General features: G+C 70.6%; 18 protein-coding genes. 9 read left to right on the top strand and 9 right to left on the bottom strand.

Features of this window, described 5'->3' with window-relative positions; translation table 11 throughout:
* Positions 1-185 precede the first annotated feature (185 nt).
* A complete protein-coding gene (locus OG819_RS40715; protein WP_266654186.1) occupies positions 186-887 on the bottom strand; it encodes a DUF305 domain-containing protein in 702 nt (233 codons plus the stop codon).
* A gap of 173 nt (positions 888-1,060) precedes the next feature.
* Here OG819_RS40715 and OG819_RS40710 point away from each other — a divergent pair, with 173 nt between their 5' ends.
* On the top strand, positions 1,061-2,563 hold the full coding sequence (locus OG819_RS40710; RefSeq protein ID WP_266654184.1) for a hypothetical protein: 1,503 nt from the start codon (positions 1,061-1,063) through the stop codon (positions 2,561-2,563).
* Here OG819_RS40710 and OG819_RS40705 read toward each other — a convergent pair.
* Both OG819_RS40705 and OG819_RS40700 read right to left on the bottom strand, forming a co-directional pair.
* Entirely contained in the window at positions 2,551-3,255 is a 705-nt protein-coding gene (locus OG819_RS40705; protein WP_266427009.1) for a TetR/AcrR family transcriptional regulator, read from the bottom strand. The two genes, OG819_RS40710 and OG819_RS40705, sit on opposite strands and share 13 nt — an antisense overlap.
* Before the next feature lie 186 nt (positions 3,256-3,441).
* Positions 3,442-3,666 carry a hypothetical protein gene (locus OG819_RS40700; RefSeq protein WP_266654182.1) on the bottom strand — a complete coding sequence of 75 codons (225 nt, stop codon included), beginning with the start codon at positions 3,664-3,666 and terminating at the stop codon, positions 3,442-3,444.
* A 153-nt stretch (positions 3,667-3,819) separates the two neighbouring features.
* On the opposite strand from OG819_RS40700, the gene OG819_RS40695 reads away from it, so the two are divergent.
* A complete protein-coding gene (locus OG819_RS40695; protein ID WP_266654180.1) occupies positions 3,820-4,065 on the top strand; it encodes a DUF2630 family protein in 246 nt (81 codons plus the stop codon).
* Positions 4,066-4,132: 67 nt separating this feature from the next.
* Here OG819_RS40695 and OG819_RS40690 read toward each other — a convergent pair whose 3' ends face one another.
* The 3 genes from OG819_RS40690 to OG819_RS40680 form a co-directional block, all read right to left on the bottom strand.
* On the bottom strand, positions 4,133-4,828 hold the full coding sequence (locus tag OG819_RS40690; protein ID WP_266654178.1) for an HAD-IA family hydrolase: 696 nt from the start codon (positions 4,826-4,828) through the stop codon (positions 4,133-4,135).
* A gap of 94 nt (positions 4,829-4,922) precedes the next feature.
* Positions 4,923-5,858, bottom strand: a complete 936-nt coding sequence (locus OG819_RS40685) for a M56 family metallopeptidase (RefSeq protein WP_266654176.1) — start codon at positions 5,856-5,858, stop codon at positions 4,923-4,925.
* Positions 5,859-5,956: 98 nt separating this feature from the next.
* Positions 5,957-6,526, bottom strand: a complete 570-nt coding sequence (locus OG819_RS40680; protein ID WP_266654174.1) for a DUF5134 domain-containing protein — start codon at positions 6,524-6,526, stop codon at positions 5,957-5,959.
* 198 nt (positions 6,527-6,724) lie between these two features.
* Here OG819_RS40680 and OG819_RS40675 point away from each other — a divergent pair, with 198 nt between their 5' ends.
* The 3 genes from OG819_RS40675 to OG819_RS40665 all read left to right on the top strand — a co-directional run bounded on the left by OG819_RS40675 (position 6,725) and on the right by OG819_RS40665 (position 12,047).
* On the top strand, positions 6,725-8,395 hold the full coding sequence (locus OG819_RS40675; protein ID WP_266654172.1) for an FUSC family protein: 1,671 nt from the start codon (positions 6,725-6,727) through the stop codon (positions 8,393-8,395).
* Positions 8,396-8,850: 455 nt separating this feature from the next.
* The gene (locus tag OG819_RS40670; RefSeq protein WP_266655522.1) at positions 8,851-9,342 is read left to right on the top strand and encodes a MarR family transcriptional regulator; all 492 of its coding nucleotides are present in this window, start codon (positions 8,851-8,853) and stop codon (positions 9,340-9,342) included.
* Between the two features lie 140 nt (positions 9,343-9,482).
* Positions 9,483-12,047: a cellulosome protein gene (locus tag OG819_RS40665; protein WP_323139415.1), complete on the top strand. Its 2,565-nt coding sequence runs from the start codon at positions 9,483-9,485 to the stop codon at positions 12,045-12,047.
* A gap of 19 nt (positions 12,048-12,066) precedes the next feature.
* Here the strand turns inward: OG819_RS40665 and OG819_RS40660 are convergent, their stop codons facing one another.
* Together OG819_RS40660 and OG819_RS40655 are read right to left on the bottom strand one after the other, a co-directional pair.
* Positions 12,067-12,831 carry a VOC family protein gene (locus tag OG819_RS40660; protein ID WP_266426985.1) on the bottom strand — a complete coding sequence of 255 codons (765 nt, stop codon included), beginning with the start codon at positions 12,829-12,831 and terminating at the stop codon, positions 12,067-12,069.
* Between the two features lie 92 nt (positions 12,832-12,923).
* Positions 12,924-13,316, bottom strand: coding sequence for a VOC family protein (locus OG819_RS40655; RefSeq protein WP_266426982.1), 393 nt, complete (start codon positions 13,314-13,316; stop codon positions 12,924-12,926).
* An 83-nt stretch (positions 13,317-13,399) separates the two neighbouring features.
* Between OG819_RS40655 and OG819_RS40650 the strand changes: the two genes are divergently transcribed.
* Positions 13,400-13,942, top strand: coding sequence for a GNAT family N-acetyltransferase (locus OG819_RS40650; RefSeq protein ID WP_266654170.1), 543 nt, complete (start codon positions 13,400-13,402; stop codon positions 13,940-13,942).
* A gap of 15 nt (positions 13,943-13,957) precedes the next feature.
* On the opposite strand, the gene OG819_RS40645 is transcribed toward OG819_RS40650, so the two are convergent.
* Positions 13,958-14,641 (bottom strand): glycerophosphodiester phosphodiesterase family protein, encoded by a 684-nt coding sequence (locus OG819_RS40645; protein ID WP_266654168.1) that lies wholly within the window; start codon positions 14,639-14,641, stop codon positions 13,958-13,960.
* Positions 14,642-15,067: 426 nt separating this feature from the next.
* Here OG819_RS40645 and OG819_RS40640 point away from each other — a divergent pair, with 426 nt between their 5' ends.
* From OG819_RS40640 to OG819_RS40630, 3 genes are read left to right on the top strand one after another with little or no spacing between them, the layout of a single operon-like run.
* Positions 15,068-16,465: a DUF6421 family protein gene (locus OG819_RS40640; RefSeq protein ID WP_266632434.1), complete on the top strand. Its 1,398-nt coding sequence runs from the start codon at positions 15,068-15,070 to the stop codon at positions 16,463-16,465.
* 35 nt (positions 16,466-16,500) lie between these two features.
* Positions 16,501-17,259, top strand: a complete 759-nt coding sequence (locus OG819_RS40635) for an SDR family oxidoreductase (RefSeq protein ID WP_266632436.1) — start codon at positions 16,501-16,503, stop codon at positions 17,257-17,259.
* Positions 17,256-18,329 (top strand): low specificity L-threonine aldolase, encoded by a 1,074-nt coding sequence (locus OG819_RS40630; protein WP_266632438.1) that lies wholly within the window; start codon positions 17,256-17,258, stop codon positions 18,327-18,329. The genes OG819_RS40635 and OG819_RS40630 overlap by 4 nt, the downstream gene beginning before the upstream one ends.
* Positions 18,330-18,370: the final 41 nt, after the last annotated feature.

Genomic DNA, 18,370 nt, shown 5'->3' with positions numbered 1-18,370 from the left:
GAACTCCCAATCCGAAACCCAACAGCTCGAGGAGATCGCTGATGGCTCCAGCATCGCACCACCGACGCCCCGCTGACAGGGTTCGGCGCGCGGCACACGTGTGCGTGTTCATCCGTACGGAAAATCACGACGCGAACGCGTGGGGTGATCGGCCGAGTGGCCCCCGGGCGCTTCGCCGGGCGTGGCTACATCTCGCGCATCCTGCTGATCTCGCTCGTCTGCTGGGCGATCACGTCGTCGGCCATCTCCTCGATCTGGATGTTGTTGCCCTGGGCCTTCACGTCCGTGGCCATCGAGATCGCCCCGTCGTGATGTGTGATCATCAGCTTCAGGAAGAGTGTGTCGAAGGCCTTGCCCCGCGCTGCGCGCAACTGCTTCAGCTGCGCCTCGGTCGCCATGCCGGGCATCGCCTCGTGCCGGTGCTCCGTGGCCCGCTTGTCGCCGCCGTGGGCCGTGAGCCAGGCCTTCATCGTGGTGATCTCCGGCCCCTGTGCGGCGGCGATCCGCGCGGCGAGCCGCTTCACCTGGCCCGACGCGGCCTGCTTCGCGGCGAGACCGGTCATCTCCAGGGCCTGGGTGTGGTGCTCGATCATCATCCGCGCGTACGCGAAGTCCGCCGTGTTGGGGGAGTCGTCCTCGCCGCGCCGCTTCGCGGCGTCCGCGGCGGAGAGCGTCTCGGCCGCCTCGCCCGGCTTGCCGGGGGCGATCACCGAAGGCCCGCTAGTCCCGGCGGACTTGGGTGTGGAAGCCGATCCGGAATCGCAGGCCCCGAGCGCGAGCACGGCAGCCGTCAGTGACGCCACGGCCAGGAGCGCACGGCGAGTGCGGGGCGTACGGGACGCGCGGGACGTACGACGGGGCAGCACATCGACCTCCTGGGGGCACATGAATCGCCGGACACCTCACGGGTGTTCATGACCGTCCTAGCACGTCGGCGAACGTTACTGATCAAAAACTTTCATTACGAGTGCGTTGCCATCTGTTGATCAGCGCATGGGGCAGACGATACTTCTGGGGTCCGTGAACCGTTCAACTGCGAACGGCTACAAGGGAGGACGCAGTGACCCTGTTGATCGACCCCCGAACGCGGCGCAGACGCCTGGGAGTTGCCGCGGCCGCGGCCGGACTCCTGGCCACGCTGCTCACGGCCGGCCCGGCGGCCGCCACCCCCGACCCCGGGGACGGCCCCGCCGTGCAGGAGAAGGTGTCCAGGAGTGACTCCGCCGAGGCGAAGGCGGCGATCGCGAGCGGTGAGATACCCGGAGTGGACGAGATCGTCCACTCCGACAACATCGAGCACCTCGCCAATGTCCCCAAGGAGGCCTTCACCGGTCTCAATTCGGACCTCGCCTTCCAGGGCAAGTACGCCTTCGCCGGCAACTACGACGGCTTCCGCATCTTCGACATCAGCAACCCGAAGGCGCCCAGGACGGTGTCGCAGGTGCTCTGCCCGGGCTCGCAGAACGACGTGTCCGTCTCCGGCAACCTGCTCTTCCTGTCCACCGACTCCTCGCGCAGCGACAACTCCTGCAACAGCACCACGCAGCCCGCGACCGAGAAGTCCTCGTGGGAGGGCATGAAGGTCTTCGACATCACCGACAAGGCGAACCCGAAGTACGTCGCCGCCGTCGAGACCGCCTGCGGCTCACACACCCACACGCTGGTGCCCGAGCGCAAGAACGTCTACATCTACGTCGCCTCGTACTCGCCGACCGCCACCTTCCCCGACTGCCAGCCCCCGCACGACGGCATCTCGGTCATCAAGGTGCCGCGGGGCGCCCCTGAGAAGGCGGCCGTGGTGAACTTCCCGGTGCTGTTCCCGGGTGAGGGACCGGACGGCGGCGGCAACCCGGGCGCGCCCACCAACCCGGGCGTCTCCAAGACCACCGGCTGCCACGACATCACGGTCCTGCCCTCCAAGGACCTGGCCGCCGGCGCCTGCATGGGCGACGGCATCCTGTTCTCCATCAAGGACCCGGAGCACCCGAAGGTCATCGACCAGGTCGAGGACAACGTCAACTTCGCGTTCTGGCACTCGGCGACCTTCAACCAGAAGGCCGACAAGGTCGTGTTCACCGACGAGTTGGGCGGCGGTGGCGCGGCCACCTGCAACGCGGCCATCGGTCCGAACCGGGGCGCCGACGGCATCTACGACATCGTCGGCAAGGGCGACAGGCGCAAGCTCGTCTTCAAGAGCTACTACAAGATCCCCCGCCACCAGGCCGACACCGAGAACTGCGTGGCCCACAACGGCTCGCTGATCCCCGTCAAGGGCAAGGACCTCATGGTCCAGGCCTGGTACCAGGGCGGCGTCTCCGTCTGGGACTTCACCGACTCCTCGAACCCGAAGGAGATCGCCTACTTCGAGCGCGGACCACTGACCACCGACAAGCTCACGGTCGGCGGCTCCTGGTCGGCGTACTACTACAACGGCTACATCTACTCGAACGACATCGCCAAGGGCTTCGACGTCCTCAAGCTCAGCGACCGGCGCACCGACCCGGCCAAGCGGGTCCATCTGCGCGAACTCAACGTCCAGACGCAGCCGGACTACTTCGACTGATCCTCCGGCCGCCGGTCGTCCGGCCCCTGTTCATCCGGTCGCCGACCGGTCGCGAAGAACCGTGACAGATCGCTCTCACACGTCCCGCCGGGCACCTCGGTGTCCGGCGGGACACCCATCTCCCAGTCGAGGTGGTAGCGCTCGAACAGCTCGGCCCGCAGCCTCGGGACCGGCATCGGCGCACCCGGCACCAGAGCCGCGTACACCGCGCCCATGAGTACCGCCCGCAGCATCGGGTAGTCGGTGTCGGCGTCCTGGGAGCCGTACCGGGCGACGGTCTCCCGCAGGAGCTGCGCGAGACGCTGCTGCTCCGGGCACTGCACGAATCCCTCGCCCTGCAGTATCCCGGCCATGTGCTGACGCATCAGCACGGGCCGGTCCCGGGCCAGGCCCAGAATCGCGTCGATGGCCCGCGCCATCCGCTCCCGGCCGTCCTCGGTGAGCGGCTCGCGCTCCAGTCCCTCCTCCAGGGTGCGGTGCATCATGCGATGCACGGCGGACTGCAGGAGCTGGCGTTTGCCGGGGAAGTAGTACGACACGAGTCCGCGTGCGGATCCCGCGCGATCCGCGATGTCCCCGAGCGTCGTCGCCTCGTAGCCGCGCTCGTTCACCAGCTCCACCGCGGCCTGCAGCAGCCGCTCCCGGGAACGCCGCCGCAACTCTTCATTGACCGACGGGCTGCGCGGGGACATGCTGAAACTCCTGTGTTGACTGGCTGCCAGCCAACTATACTCAGAGCGTCCGGGCCATGACCCTTCGCGGGGGAGGCCCCGGGCTGCCGTCCGCCTGGGGCGACGCGGGGGATCGTCTCAGGCGGACGGGCGAGATTCCTGGGCGATCAATTCGCCTCCAGGTGCACAGTCGGCTCAGTAGTGGCGTCACTTCGGTCGCGACCACGCTTCGGGCCCGCCGCCGTGCCACTCGATCAGCTCCGAGTTGGCCACGTCGACCTCGTCGTATCCCTCCAGCCCGGCGTAGCGGAGGAAGGCGGCCAGGTCGCGCAGTGAGTGTGCGGTGCCGAGGAGCTCCCCGTTGACGCGCACCTGCCGGCTGCCGTCGGTCAGGGATGGCGGGAGCACGATCACGTGCAGCTCTCCAGGCATGGTTTCAGACTCGCCCGGCTTGCCCGGATACGCATCCTGAGTGGTGCGGCACCGTGGGGGACGGGCACGAGTCGAGCGGGATTCCCCGAGCGAGTCGCACAGCCGCCGTGGCCTCCTTAGAGTGGGCTGGAGTGGCGAGGGAGGCGGGCGGACATGGATCAAGAGCAGATCCTGGCCAGGATCGCGGCGATGGTGGACGACGAACGACGGCTGCGCGACGCCGTCGCATCGGGGCGGATCGACAGTGCCACGGAGCACGAACGGCTCGGGGAGCTGGAGCGGGCGCTCGACCAGTGCTGGGACCTGCTGCGTCAGCGGCGCGCGAAGTCGGAGTTCGGGGAGAACCCGGACGAGGCGCGCGTACGACCGTCTTCGCAGGTCGAGGACTATCAAGGCTGACGTCGAGCGGTGTCCGGGCCGGCATCGACGGCTGTCGGGACCGCGGGCGTTGCGGGGGCCGGGCGGGTCAGCCGACCAGGTCCAGCACCGGCCGCAGCCCGTCCGGGCGCTGCGCCGTGGGCAGGTGGTCCACGAAGTGCACCGCGCAGCCCAGCGCCGCCGCACCCCCGTCCGCGCGGCGGTCGTCCCCGACCATCAGCGTGTCCTCGGGGGCGACGCCCAGCGCGTCACAGGCGGTCGCGAACAGTCGCGTGTCCGGCTTCTGGATGCCGTGCTCGTACGACAGCACGTACGCGCCCACGTACGGGTCGAGGCCGTGCTCACGGAAGACGGGCCGCAGATCCCAGCCGATGTTGCTGACCACCCCGACCGCGACCCCCCGCTCACGCAGCGTACCGAGCACCTCGGTCGCGTCGGGGTAGGGCCCCCAGGCGGCCGGGAGCATGTGCCGGTCGTACAGCGCGTCGTGCAGCCGGGGATCGGGCAGCCGCACCTGGCGGGAGATCGCGGTGAACATGGCCCGGTGCCGCTCGGCGCTCTCGTCCCGCCTGCGCCACAACTCCTCCGAGCCCTCCGGGAGTCGGGGCGCGACGCCACTGCCGGGCAGGGCGCCCACCGTCTCCAGGGAGCCCGCCGCCTCCGTCAACTCCCGCTCCGGCAGGGTGAGATCGGCATCCTTGAGCACCGCGCGCAGCCAGGACTCGGTCGGTTCGGCACGGAACAGGGTCCCGGAGAAGTCGAAGAGCACGGCTTTGATCGTCATGAGGGAGATCCTCCGGGGCGCGGAACGGCCGGTCAAGCACGCTCCGGGCCGAACCGGCGCTCGTAGGCCGCCACGGGGAGCGCATACGGAGGTCCTAGCCGAGCGCCCGCAGGCCCGGTACGAACGTCACCAGCAGGGGGATCACCGGCACCAGCGTGGCCGCCGCCGTCAGTCGCAGCCGATGCGACGGCGTCAGCCGGTCCGGGGGAGTGAGCAGGCGGTTCACACGGTGGGGGACGTGGGCCTGCGGCGTGGCGCCGGGGCCGAACACACCCCGGTCCTCGTTCAGTTCCACCAGGGCGAGGGCGATCGTCAGGCGGCCGAAGCGGCGGGAGGCCATGTCGTCGGCGGCCAGTTCGACCAGGCGGTGCATCTCGTCGCGGAACGCGGCGAACACGGGCACCTGCGGGAAACCCACGGCGAGCGCGGCCGAGCAGTGCAGCAGCCAGTCGTGCCGAGCCCGCGCGTGTCCCTGCTCATGGGCGAGTACGGCATCCAGCTGACGCCCCTTGAGACGGCGCAACGCGGCCGTGGTGACGACCAGTTGGGGAGCGGTTCCGGGCAGCCACCAGGCGTTTGGACGCTCGCCCTCCAGTACCACCAGCCGGCCGCTGTCGGGCTCCTCGCCGGGCAACAGCGGTGCCCGTACGAGGAGTTCGTCACGGCTGTGCCGACGGTGGGCCCGGGCCCGCAGCACCTCGCGGACCAGCATCGCCGCGGTCCAGGCACCGCCGCACGCGAGCGCCACGGCGGTCGTCGCGGCCCAGGGACTTCCGTCGCTCAGCGCGTAGGCGTCCACCACGGAGTGCGGGGCGGGACCGAAGACATGGCCGCGTACCGCCACCCACGCGGCGGCCGCGCTGAGCGTCATCGACAGCACGCAGCACAGCAGAACGGCCGCCACCACGCACTGCCACACCCACAGGGCGACCACGGGTTCACGGTCCGGCCAGTCCGCCCGGGCGAGCAGCCGTGGGGCAACCACGGCGGCCAGGGCGCCGAGCAGCAACAGTGCCGCGGGGACCATCATGGGGTGAAGCCTATGAGCGGAGCGTCGCCGGGGGATACGGCCCGCGACGGCAAAGTGACGTACGCCACGGTTTCGCGCGGGTGGTGCCGGAGTGGTTCTCAGAGCGTGACGAGCATGGCCACCATGGCGATCCCCATGGACAAACGGCATGCCTGCGACAACTCGGGGCGGTCGCCCCAGCCGAGGGCACGGGGAGTGCCGCCGAGCGTTCCCGAGCCCCCGGCCGTGGCCGCGGCCGGCAACAGCCGGGCCCCGGAGCGCAGCACGTACCCGGCGAAGTAGAGCAGGAGCGCCCCGGTCATCAGGGGAATCCCGGAACCGCCGGCGTGCCCGTGGTGCCCGGGGGAGGCGGCCATCGCGACGGCCATGTAGACCATGGCGCAGGCCCCGACCAGATGGTGCAGATGGTGCGGGCTCGTGCGGGCCGACCACAGCGCGCGCACGGCGGCCGCGCCGAACACCGCGGCGTACGCGAACCAGGTCCAGCGCGGCGGAGTGGCCGCCGCCGCGGGCACGGCCATCGCGGCCATGCCGAATCCCATGAGCGCCTCGGCGCCCGCGGTGCGGCGCTGCTCCTCGACGGGACTGCGCATCCGCAACAGGCAGTAGGCCCCTGTCGCCGCGCACAGCGCGACGAGCAGCCAGCCTGGTGACGCCGGTCCGTGCACCGCGTACCTCCCGCTCGACGGAGTCGGACAGTCGTTGATGTCGGACAGTCACTGAAGGAATGCCCGGGCCGGGCGGTGCGCAAGCGAGCGCAAAGGTGTACGCGGGGGAGCGTGCGGGAGTGCACCGCAGGTGGGCGCCGGTGGACGGTGACCGGGAAGGTATATTTCACGAGTAAAACACCTGCTAATCTTGTAGCTATGAGTAGTGCGACACCCCGGATTCCCCGTGCACACCGCCGCCCTCGTGGACGTCGCCTGCCGCTGGTCGGCGTGCTGCGGCTCGGCCGACCCGCCGACATCTGGTTCAAGCCCGCGCTGAGCGTGGTCGCCTCGGTCGCCCCGCCGAATCTGACGCTCCTCGCGCTCGGCCGCCTGGATCTGGCGATGTACACCATGGCCGGGTCGCTCTGCGCGCTCTACGCCCACAACCGTCCCTACGCCGCCCGCGCCCGCGCGCTCGCCTGGGTCGTCCTCGGCATGCTCGGCGGCCTCGCCGTCGCGCTGACCGCGGCCGCCCTCACGACGAACGCGGTCGTGCTGGTCACCGTCGGCGCACTGCTGGCCGCCACGCAGAAGGCGCTGTGCGACGCCACGCGCATCGGGCCGCCCGCCCACGTGGTCCTCGCCTTCATCAGCTCCGCGTCCCTGTTCGTGCCGCAGACACTCGGCCAGGTTCCCGGCCATCTCGCGCTGGGCGCCGCCGCGGGCGCCTGGGCGTGGATCGTCGGCATGGCCCCCGGGCTCGTCCGACCGCACGGGCCCGAGCGCCGCGCGACGGCGCACGCGCTGAACGCCGCCGCCGCGTACGCCGAGACGGAAGGCGGCGGCGACGGGGCCGCCCGGGCCCGCGCCGCCGCGGCCGCCGCCGTCCACGGGGCCTGGCAGTCGCTGCTCTCCACCGGCGCCCGCACCGTGCCCCGGCGCGCCCTGGAACGACTCGTCGTACGCGCCGAGGTCGCGATCGCCGCGCCCGCCGACACGGAGCCCGAGCGGCTGCGGGCGTGGGCGCGCGAGGTACGGGGCACGGGGCCCGTACCCCGTCCGGGCGACCTCGGGGAAGCCGCCGACGAACTCCTCGGCGTGGAAGTCGAACTCGCCTGCACGCCAAGCCCGTTGTTCCGACGCCTGCGTCCACTCGCCCCCGTCGCCCTGCGCACCGCGCTGGGCTGCGCCCTCGCCGGATACGCCTCGCTCGCGCTCGGTGTGGGCCGCCCCTACTGGGCGCTGGTCACCGCCGCCTCGATCTACCAGGCCAACGTCACCCTGACCTGGAGCCGGGGAGTACAGCGCGTCGTCGGCAACCTGATCGGCGTCCTCGTCTTCGCCGCGCTCGCCCCGCTGGCCCATGTCGACCAGGCGGTCCTCGTTATGCTCTGCCTCGCCCTCAACTTCGGCGCCGAGGCCCTGATGAGCAGCAACTACTGGCTCGGCAGCATCTGCGTGACCCCCATGGCGCTGCTGGTCACCGAGTTCGCCCGTGTCCAGCAGTCCGGCGAACTGATGACCGACCGGGTCGCCGACACCCTGGTGGGCGCACTGGTCGGTTTCGCCGCGGCGGTCGCGGTCACCAACCGGCGGGCCGGCGACCGTATCGAGGACGCCCTCGACGCCGTCGAGCGGGCCCGCGAACGCGCCGCGGGCCTGCTGGACGCCGAGTGCCCCGAGCCCGGCGCCCTGGAGTCCGCGCGCCGCGGGCTGTCCGCCGCCGTCGTCGAACTGCGCGCCACCGCCGACGCCGCCGCCGGCGAATGGTGGCAACGCGCCCTGCCGGAGGAGCGGGTGATGCGGGCCGAGCAGTCCGGACACCGTACGCTCGCGGCGACGGTACGACGGCAGGGACTGCACTCCTTGGAGGGCGCACAGGCATGACGGCAGCGGATGGGCGCGCGACGGACGCGGCACTCGGCGAAAGCGGTACTCCGACGCCGGCGACCCCTCGGCGCGGTGCGCCGCGAGGGCAGACGATCCCGGCGGGCACCTCCGCGGTGGGTCCGGCCGCGTCGACGGAGTCGGGTTCCGCGTCCGCACGCGCGGGGGACGCCGGTGTCCGGGTTGGGGCAGTGGCGGATGCGGACGGATCGCCGCGGGGGTCTGCCCCGGCGCAGGGTCACGCGGGCATGTCCGCCGAGTCCGGCACCGGTGTCCCGGCCGGCGGAGACGGAGGCGGGAATCCCCCGGCTCGACGGCCTGCTGCCGCACCCACGGGCACCCTGGCACCCACGGGCACCCCGGCCCTTGCGGGCACCCCAGCCCCCCACGGCGCCCCGGCCTTCCAAGGCACCCCCACCGCGGCGCCCGCCGGCACCCCGCCCCCGGTCGACACCATGGCCGCCGTGGTGCGGCAGTGGCAGGCCGTACACCCCGGGATCGACACCGGGCCGATGGAGATCATCGGCCGCATCAACCGCTCGGCCGCGCTGCTCCAGCAGGCCGAGGACGCCCCGTTGCGCCGGGCCGGGCTCACCCGTCCGGAGTTCGACGTCCTCGGGACCCTGCGCCGCACCGGTCACGAGCTGACCCCCAGCGAGATCGCCCGGGAGACGTTCGCCTCCGGCGCCGCCGTCACCAAGCGCCTCAAGCAACTGACGGAGCGCGGCCTGGTCGAGCGCCGCGGTGACACCCGCGACCGCCGGGTCGCGCACGTCCGGCTCACCGACGCGGGGCGCGACCTCGTCGACGCCGTCCTGCCCCAGCAGCTCGCCTACGAGACGACGGCCCTGTCCGGGATCGACCTCGCCCGCCAACGTGAACTCGCCCACCTGCTGGGTGAGTTGCTCGGCCAGCTCGAAGGCCGTCTGGGGATGCCACACGTCTGAGCCGAGCCCGGGGCCCCGCGTACTTCGCGGTCGTTCGCCGTTGACACGACCCGCGCGCCGCTCCTACGTTCAGCTCGCCTGGTTCGTGGTTCCGGCTGACGCACGGAATATCGAACAATGAGAGCGACCGCGGAGGCGCAGTGGCAGCAGACACCGAGACGCTCACCATCGACCTCGGCACCGACACCGGCGCCTTCCACGGCGGGGCGAGCGGCACGCTCTACGGCCTGTACGGCGACGGAGTCCCCAGCCGCAACGTGGTCGAGGGCATGTACGTCCGTACGGTGTCGACCAAGGCCCAGGACGGCACCCAGCACCCCGGCGCCGACGCCCTCGAAATCCTGCCCTCCTTCGTGGAAGGCGGTGGCAGGGACGTCTACCTCTACATGACCGACATCTACCGCGGCTTCCCCTACCAGTGGCCCGGCGCCACCGGCGAGGAACGCCTCGCCGACTACCGGGCCAGGGTGGAGAAGCAGGTCAGGCAGGTCCTGACGATGGGCGCCCTCAAGTCCCACATCGTCTACGTCCCCTTCAACGAACCCGAAGGGAACATGTTCGGCACGGGGGAGTGGAGCTACGACCAGACCTCCTGGCACACCGACCCGCGGCACTACTTCGCCGCCTGGAAGGACCTCCACCACCTCATCAAGGGCCTCGACCCACACGCGCGCATCGCGGGTCCCAACACCTGCGTCCTCTACGACGAGGTACGGGGCTTCCTGGAGTTCGCCAAGTCCCACGACGTCCTCCCGGACGTGGTGACCTGGCACGAACTGTCCACGCCCGCCGCGATCCGTACGAACGTCGCCAAGTACCGCGCCATGGAGCGGGACCTGGGAATCGGTCCCCTCCCCGTCAACATCAACGAGTACGCGCACAACTACCACCTCTCCGTGCCCGGGCAGATGATCCAGTGGATCTCCGCCATCGAGGAGTCGAAGATCGACGCCGACATGGCGTACTGGAACATCGACGGCAACCTCAACGACTCCGCGGTCGAGGCGAACAAGGGCAACGGCCAGTGGTGGCTGTTCCACACCTACGGCCGGATGTCCGGCCGCACGGTCCAGGTGCGGGCGCCGCACCCCAACGTCCAGTACACCCTGCAGGGCGTCGCCACCCTCGACCGCGACAAGCGTCAGGCCCGCGCCCTGTTCGGCGGCGGCGCCGGCGCCGCGGACATCGTCTTCGAGAACATCGCCGCCGAGATCTTCGGCAGCACGGTGCACGCCAGACTCCACGAGATCCCGTGGACCGGCCAGGTCGGCGCCTCGGCACAGCCGTTGCGCGTCAAGGACCTCGAACTGCCGGTCGACGTAGGCAGGGTGGTTCTCCCCCTCGCCGACCTCGACGAGATGTCCGCCTACGAGCTCATCCTCTCGCCCGGCGGCGACAGGGTCCTCGCGCCGCCCTCGATTGGCTGGCGCCGGTCGTACCACGCGCAGGACGCGAGCCACACGGGCGAGGGTCACTCGAGGAACGGGCCCGAGGGATCCCCCTCCGACGTCGACAGGTTCGCCACCTCGGGCACCCACCACGTCGGCGGCCTGCGCACAGGTTCCGAACTCGTCCTCGCCTTCTCCGTCGAGGTCCCGCAGGACGGGACGTACGACCTCGGCGTCTTCGCCAACTCCCACAACCTCCACGAACTGGTGAAGGAGCAGGGCCCCACCAACGTGTTCCTGCGTGTCGACGGCGCGGACCCCCAGGAGCTGCGCCTGCCCCTCGGCTACAAGCCGGTCGTCTGGGGGCACACCGACACCCGGGTGGAGCTGACGGCGGGCGCGCACACCCTCACCCTGTCCGCACGGGACCCGGCGCTCGGCGCCACCAAGGGCGACGCGATCATCGACCGGATCGACCTCGTCCTCCGGGACACCCACGTGACCGCGCCGGCGCTGTACGAGGCCGCGTACGCGAGCCTCGGCGCCGGCGCCCATGTGACGTACGAGCATCGCGGCGCCTGCGGACCGGGGGCCGCGCTGCTGCCGCGCGGAGGTACCGCCACGTTCTGGGCGCACGCCACCACCGACGGCGAGGCACTTGTGACGGTCGATCAGCTCGACGCGGGAGACGGGGTGTTGACGGTCAACGGGGAAGAGATGGGGGGCCTCGACCGGGGCGGGCTCCCACTGTTCCTCTCCGGCGGCATCAACAAGCTGACGGTGACAGGCGCTTCGGAGCGCCTCGTCCTCGACCGGCTGCGCGTGGGGCCGGGCACCGGGCACCTCAGGACCACCGTGTACCCCGCCGAAGAAGGGACGGTGACGGGCGAGGCCAGGGTCACGGGCGCCCACACCTTCGCCACCGGCGGCAAGGCGGTCGAGGGAATCGGCAGGGGGCCGGACAACGCCCTCACCCTGACCGTCGCGGCGGCGCACACCGGACGCCATGCCCTGACCGTCCGCTACTCCAACGGCGAGCAGCCCCCGGCCACCCACTACAACCCTGATCCGGTCTGCCGTCACGCGGACCTGTCCGTCAACGGAGCGCCGGCGCGGCGGATCCTCTTCCCCACCACCTTCCACTTCAACAACTTCTGGGACCTCACCGTCCCCGTCACCCTGAACGAGGGCACCAACACCCTCACCTTCACCGCCGACGAACGGCCCGACTTCGACGGCGACACCACCAACGCCCACCAACAGCGCTCCGCGTACGCGCCCGTCATCGACCAGGTGGCGGTGACACCCCTGGCATGAGTTCCGCTCGAGGGTCCGGCTAGCCCTCCTCGCCCGCCACGTGAACCCCGAAGAACGCCCCTTGCGGGTCCCGCAGTACGGCGATCCGGGGGCCGTCCGGCACGGACGTGGGCTCCATGAGAATGCTGCCGCCCGCCCCGACGGCGGCGTTCGCGGTGGCGTCCACGTCCTCGACGGCGAAGTAGGGCAGCCAGTGCGGCGGCACCGCGTGCGGGAAGTTGTCGTCCATCGTCACCATGCCGCCGAAGTCGGCCCCGTCGATGCCCCACTGCGTGTAGTGCTCGGAGGGGTTCACGGTCCAGCCGAACACCGTGGTGTAGAACTCGACGGCCCGGTCCGGGGCGCGCGTCAGCAACTCCACCCAGCCGAGCGCGCCGGGCGCGTTGAACAGTCCCGCGCCCGGGAATGCCCGCGCCTGCCACAGCTGGAAGGCCGCGCCGGTCGGGTCGAACGCCACCGCGAAACGACCCACGTCGAACACGTCCATCGGGCCCAGGACGACCGTGCCGCCCGCGGCCTGCACCGCGTCCACGGCAGCATCCGCGTCGGCCACCGCGAACGACACGTTCCAGGCCACCGGCTGCGACTCCTGGTACAGCGGGGAGATCGCCGCGACCGGCGCGTCGCCGAGGTGCGCGACCGTGTACCCGCCCGCCTCCTGGCGTGGATCGGTCTCCGGGCGCCAGCCGAACAGATCGGCGTAGAAGCGCTTGGCGGCCTCCAGATCACTGGTCCCGAGCTCGGTCCAGCACGGCCCGCCGGTCACCGGCTTGTCGAGCTTCATGACGTTCCTCCGCCCTTCCGCCAGGCCAGGCCCCCTCCAGCACGCTATGCCCGTGCCCCGGCCGTGGCTATTCGGCGGAGGGCTCCGCGCTCTCAGATTCCGGGGCGGTAGCGCAGCGGATGATCCGCCGGGATCTCCACGAGCACGATCTCGGTACCGTCCGGATCCGCGATCCACATCTCGATCAGCCCCCACGGCTCCTTCAGCGGCGGACGGAGGATGTCGACCCCGGCCGCCACCAGCTCCTCGTACGCCGCGTCGGCGTCGGCCACCTGGAGCCACAGCTTGAGCGCGGGCGAGGGCGGGGTCTCGGAGCGGCCCGAGACCTCCAGGAAACCGCCGCCCAGGAAGTAGACCGTGCCGCGCTCGGGGCCGGTCCCGAACTCCCGGTGGACGGCGAGGCCCAGCCGCTCGCCGTAGAAGGACCGGGAGCGCTCCGGGTCGGTGGGCCGCAGAAGGATCCGGCTGCTCAGTACATGCACCATGCCCCGGAGCCTAGGGGGTCGACAACAGGGGCGTTACGCTCAGCGGTGCCCGTGCCGCGCCTGAGATTTCGGAGAACCGTTCCATGGACACCGCCGCCTCCACCGGACTGACCTTCCGCGCCGCCACCGACGCCGATGTGGACGCCCTCGTCGTGCTGATCGAGTCGGCCTACCGCGGGGACTCCAGCCGGACCGGCTGGACCACGGAGGCGGACATCCTGGAAGGGCAGCGGACCGACCCGGAGGGCGTGCTCGCCGTCATCAAGTCGCCGGACAGCCGCCTGCTGACCGTGGAGCGCGACGGCGTCGTCGCCGCCTGCTGCCAGCTCGAACACCGCGGCGACCACGCCTACTTCGGCATGTTCGCGGTCAGCCCCGCTCTCCAGGGCGGCGGCCTCGGCAAGGTCATCATCGCCGAGGCGGAGCGGCACGCCCGCGAGACGTGGGGGGTCGCGGAGATGCACATGACCGTGATCTCCGTACGCGACGACCTCATCGCCTGGTACGAGCGCCGCGGCTACCGCCGTACGGGACAGATGACGCCCTTCCCGTACGGCGACGAGCGCTTCGGCATTCCGCAGCGCGCCGACCTGCAGTTCGAGCTGCTGGTCAAGCCCCTGGCGTAACCGCCGGAGTGATCCTCAGGCCGTGAAGCGGCCGGTGCGTTTGATCTGGGGGTAGTCGGTGGTCGCGCCGTCCAGTTCCAGGGCGCGTACCAGCCGCAGGTGGTCCTGGGTGTTCACCACCCAGCCGATGATCCTGAGATCGGCCTTACGGGCGTGCTCGACGACCTCCAGGGTCAGCCGGCGGATGTTGAGGCAGACGGTGGCGGCCCCGGCCTCCACGGCGCGGTCCACGACATCGGTGCCATAGCGGCTCGCGATGAGCGCCGTGCGGACGCCCGGTACGAGCCGGGTGATCTCGGTGATCGCCTCGTCGTGGAACGACGACACCTCGACACGCCCCACCAGATCGCGCCGGTGCATCACCTCGGCGAGCGCCCGCGCCGCCGCCGTGTCCTTGATCTCGGCCTGCAGCGGCGCGCTGACGGCGTCCAGGACCTCTTCGAAGACGGGCACGCGCTCACCGTGCCCGGTGTCCAGGGTGCGCAGCTCGGCGAGGGTCAACTCGGCGATCGGCCCCGAACCGTCGGTCGTACGGTCCACGTCCGCGTCGTGCATGACGACCAGCGCGCCGTCCTTGCTCAGATGCAGATCGAGTTCGATCAGGTCGAGGCCCGCGTGCTGGGCGGCGATGAAGGAACGGAGGGTGTTCTCGGGTTCGACACCCATCACTCCGCGATGACCGATGGTGAGGAAGTTCAAGATTCGACTCGCTTCCGTCGACGGCGGCTCGGCTCGCGCGTGGTTTCGGCGGCACCCACGCGGCAAGGCCGCAGCCTAATCGTCCCGCCACTGGATGTACCCGCTCGTACGCCGGGCAGGGCGTGTCTGCCGCAAGGGGAGAGCGGGCCGGTGCCGCCGCGGTGTGTCACCCGGGCGTGGGCGAGTCTCCCGGCGGTTGACCTCGAGCGTCCCCGAGTCGTTGCTCCTGCCACTTCCCGGTGCTTGCACGGATGCCCGTTTACCCGGCGGCGCACAGCGGAAGTAATCGACTCTACGGTGTCAGACAGGAAAAAGAGCGGTGAAGGTAGGGGTGGTGCAGGATAATCTATCGAGTCTCCCCTTGCGGGAAGGAACCTCGTATACATACGGTGTGCATACGCGAGGTTCTCCCGTGGAGGGTGAGAGATGACGGAAATTCTTGTGCCAGTGGGTGTGGAGGAGCAGGTTCCTCCCGTGGGCAGGGTGGTGGAGCACCCGGCTTGGCCCGTGCTCAAGGATGCCGTGGAGGAGATCCGGCCCTGGCAGTCCAAGGACGGGTCGATCGACTTCGAGGCCGAGGGTGCCCCGGACACGGCCGATGTCGATCTGGCCGTACGCCGTGCCATAGACGCCGTCGAGCGGCTCGCCCCGCTGCTGCCGCATGACGCCGAGTACCACGAGGCGCTCGTGAAGGACCTGCGCCGCTGGGCCGACGGCGGGTTCCAGGTGCCCGACTTCCTGGACTCCCTGCTGGCCTTCCAGCCCGCGGCGCACCGCGAGGACGGCCTCCAGCACCTGGTCGTCTTCCCGATGTACACGCAGAACGGCAACCTGGACCGCAACTTCGAGGCGGTCGTGCTGCGCATGGTCTGGCCGGAGTGGCTGGCGGAGCTGGAGCGCACCCGCTACGACAACCCGCTGTTCTGCGGTATCACCTTCGAGGACTTCACGGCGGGCTACGACACCAACTCGGCCGTCCTCTTCCCGGAGACGATCGCCGTGCGCGAGGCGCCGGAACGATTCTCCTGGGGTGGCATCTTCTGCGACCGGGAGGCCGCCCGCTTCCGCGCCGTCACCGACGCGGCCGTGGACGTCCTGGGCCTTCAGCTGCCCGAGGACATCGCCGCGATGGTCCATGACCAGGAGCGCTGCGAGCAGGCCTTCGTGCTGTGGGACATGGTCCACGACCGCACCCACAGCCACGGCGACCTGCCGTTCGACCCGTTCATGATCAAGCAGCGCCAGCCGTTCTGGATGTACGGCCTCGAGGAGCTGCGCTGCGACCTCACCGCCTTCAAGGAGGCCGTGAAGCTGGAGGCCGAGGGACACCAGCACGGCCGTGACGTGCAGTACGCGGTGCTCTTCGACCGGATGTTCCGCTTCCCCGTCACCGGCGACCGCGTCCGCAACTACGACGGTCTCGGCGGCCAGCTCCTCTTCGCTTATCTGCACCAGCACGACGTCGTCCGCTGGACCGACAACAAGCTGCACATCGACTGGCAGCGCGCCCCGCAGATCACCAACCAGCTGTGCGCCGAGATCGAGGACCTCTACCGGGCGGGCATCGACCGTCCCAAGCTCGTCCACTGGTTCAAGGCGTACGAGCTCGTCTCCACCTATCTCGCCCCGCACCCCGGCTCGCGCTGGGCCAAGGGCCCCGATGCCCTCGACCTGACCCAGCCGCCCCGTAAGCTCGTCGACGACGTGCTTCCGGACGAGTTTCCGCTGAGCATGTTCTATGAGGCGCTCTCCAAGAAGCTGAAGAACGTGATCGCCTCCACCAAGGGCATCACCGCGACGAGCGCCCAGCGGGCCGCCGCGTGAGCGCTCGTACCGGGGATGTTCAGGAGGCGAAGGCGATGTCACACGGAAACGGCAACGGACCTCTCAGCGGCGCGGTGATCGCGGTCGCCGGAGCGGGTGGACCCGCCGGGCGCGCGACGCTGGCCCGGCTCGCCGACGCGGGCGCGACCGTCATCGGCTCGGACAACGACCCCGAGCGGCTCGCGGAGGCCGTGGACGCGGCTCGCTACGGGCACGGCGGCGCCACCGTCGTCGGCGACACGGTCGACCTGCTCGACCTGCAGTCGACCCGCGACTGGGCCATCCGCGTCGAGAAGGACTTCGGCCACGTCGACGGCCTGGTCCACCTGGTCGGCGGCTGGCGGGGCAGCGAGACCTTCACCAGGACGAGCCTCGACGACTGGGACTTCCTCGAGCTGCTGCTCATCCGCACGGTGCAGAACACCTCCCTCGCCTTCCACGAGGCGCTGCAGCGCAGCGACCGCGGCCGGTACCTCCTGATCAGCGCCGCCGGCGCGAGCAAGCCCACCGCGGGCAACGCCGCCTACTCCGCCGCCAAGGCCGCGGCCGAGGCGTGGACGCTGGCCATGGCCGACTACTTCCGCAAGGCCGGGGGCGAGCAGGGCCCGACTTCCGCGGCTGCCATCCTGGTGGTCAAGGCACTGGTGCACGACGCGATGCGCGCCGAGCGCCCGAACGCGAAGTTCGCGGGCTTCACGGACGTCGAGGATCTGGCCGAGGCCATCGCCGGCGTCTGGTCGCGGCCCGCCAGTGAAGTGAACGGAAACCGTCTGTGGCTGACCGAGAAGCCGTGAACCCTGCGAAGACCGACGCCCGGCGTCACCATGACCCGACCGTCCGCGGCTTCGCCAGCGACAACTACGCGGGGGCCCACCCCGAGGTGCTCGCCGCCGTGGCCCTGGCCAACGGCGGGCACCAGGTCGCGTACGGCGAGGACGACTACACGGCGAACCTCCAACGGATCATCCGCAGCCACTTCGGCGCCACCGCCGAGGCCTTCCCGGTCTTCAACGGCACCGGCGCGAACGTGGTCGCGCTCCAGGCGGTGACCGACCGCTGGGGCGCGGTGATCTGTGCGGAGAGCGCGCACATCAACGTCGACGAGGGTGGCGCCCCCGAGCGCATGGGCGGCCTCAAGCTGCTCAGCGTGCCCACGCCCGACGGCAAGCTCACCCCCGAACTGATCGACCGTCAGGCCTACGGCTGGGACGACGAGCACCGTGCGATGCCACAGGTCGTCTCGATCACCCAGAGCACCGAACTGGGCACCCTCTACACGCCCGACGAGATCCGCGCGATCTGCGACCACGCCCACGCGCACGGCATGAAGGTGCACCTGGACGGGTCCCGGATAGCCAACGCGGCCGCCTCCCTGGACGTCCCCATGCGGACGTTCACCAACGCGGTGGGCGTCGACCTCCTGAGTCTCGGCGGGACGAAGAACGGCGCGCTGTACGGCGAGGCCGTCGTGGTCCTCAACCAGGACGCGGTCAGTCATATGAAGCACCTGCGCAAGCTGTCCATGCAGCTGGCCTCCAAGATGCGCTTCGTCTCCGTGCAGTTGGAGGCGCTGCTCGCCAAGGACCTGTGGCTGCGCAACGCCCGCCACTCCAACCAGATGGCCCAGCGGCTGGCCGAGGGCGTGCGCGCGGTGCACGGCGTGGAGATCCTCCACCCGGTCCAGGCCAACGCGGTCTTCGCACGCCTCCCGCACGACGTGAGCGAGCGGCTCCAGAAGCGCTATCGCTTCTACTTCTGGGACGAGGCGGCGGGCGACGTCCGCTGGATGTGCTCCTTCGACACCACCGAGGACGACGTCGACGGGTTCGTGGCGGCGCTCAAGGAGGAGATGGCTCACGCGTAGCCCGAACATCAGTGAGTGCATAGATATGCGATCACCTGAAA

The sequence above is a fragment of the Streptomyces sp. NBC_01549 genome, assembly GCF_026339955.1.
In the GTDB taxonomy this organism is placed as follows: Bacteria; Actinomycetota; Actinomycetes; order Streptomycetales; family Streptomycetaceae; genus Streptomyces.
Note: the sequence above shows the minus strand (reverse complement) of the source record. Positions and strands in the feature narration are given on the sequence as shown.

Coding starts and splice junctions, on each gene's coding strand:
- OG819_RS40655 (WP_266426982.1), bottom strand. CDS start 13,316: ATGGTGCATGTACTGAGCAGCCGGATCCTTCTGCGGCCCACCGACCCG.
- OG819_RS40690 (WP_266654178.1), bottom strand. CDS start 4,828: ATGACGATCAAAGCCGTGCTCTTCGACTTCTCCGGGACCCTGTTCCGT.
- OG819_RS40670 (WP_266655522.1), top strand. CDS start 8,851: ATGGCCGCCGTGGTGCGGCAGTGGCAGGCCGTACACCCCGGGATCGAC.
- OG819_RS40640 (WP_266632434.1), top strand. CDS start 15,068: ATGACGGAAATTCTTGTGCCAGTGGGTGTGGAGGAGCAGGTTCCTCCC.
- OG819_RS40660 (WP_266426985.1), bottom strand. CDS start 12,831: ATGAAGCTCGACAAGCCGGTGACCGGCGGGCCGTGCTGGACCGAGCTC.
- OG819_RS40700 (WP_266654182.1), bottom strand. CDS start 3,666: ATGCCTGGAGAGCTGCACGTGATCGTGCTCCCGCCATCCCTGACCGAC.
- OG819_RS40695 (WP_266654180.1), top strand. CDS start 3,820: ATGGATCAAGAGCAGATCCTGGCCAGGATCGCGGCGATGGTGGACGAC.
- OG819_RS40685 (WP_266654176.1), bottom strand. CDS start 5,858: ATGATGGTCCCCGCGGCACTGTTGCTGCTCGGCGCCCTGGCCGCCGTG.
- OG819_RS40650 (WP_266654170.1), top strand. CDS start 13,400: ATGGACACCGCCGCCTCCACCGGACTGACCTTCCGCGCCGCCACCGAC.
- OG819_RS40715 (WP_266654186.1), bottom strand. CDS start 887: ATGTGCCCCCAGGAGGTCGATGTGCTGCCCCGTCGTACGTCCCGCGCG.
- OG819_RS40705 (WP_266427009.1), bottom strand. CDS start 3,255: ATGTCCCCGCGCAGCCCGTCGGTCAATGAAGAGTTGCGGCGGCGTTCC.
- OG819_RS40635 (WP_266632436.1), top strand. CDS start 16,501: ATGTCACACGGAAACGGCAACGGACCTCTCAGCGGCGCGGTGATCGCG.
- OG819_RS40675 (WP_266654172.1), top strand. CDS start 6,725: ATGAGTAGTGCGACACCCCGGATTCCCCGTGCACACCGCCGCCCTCGT.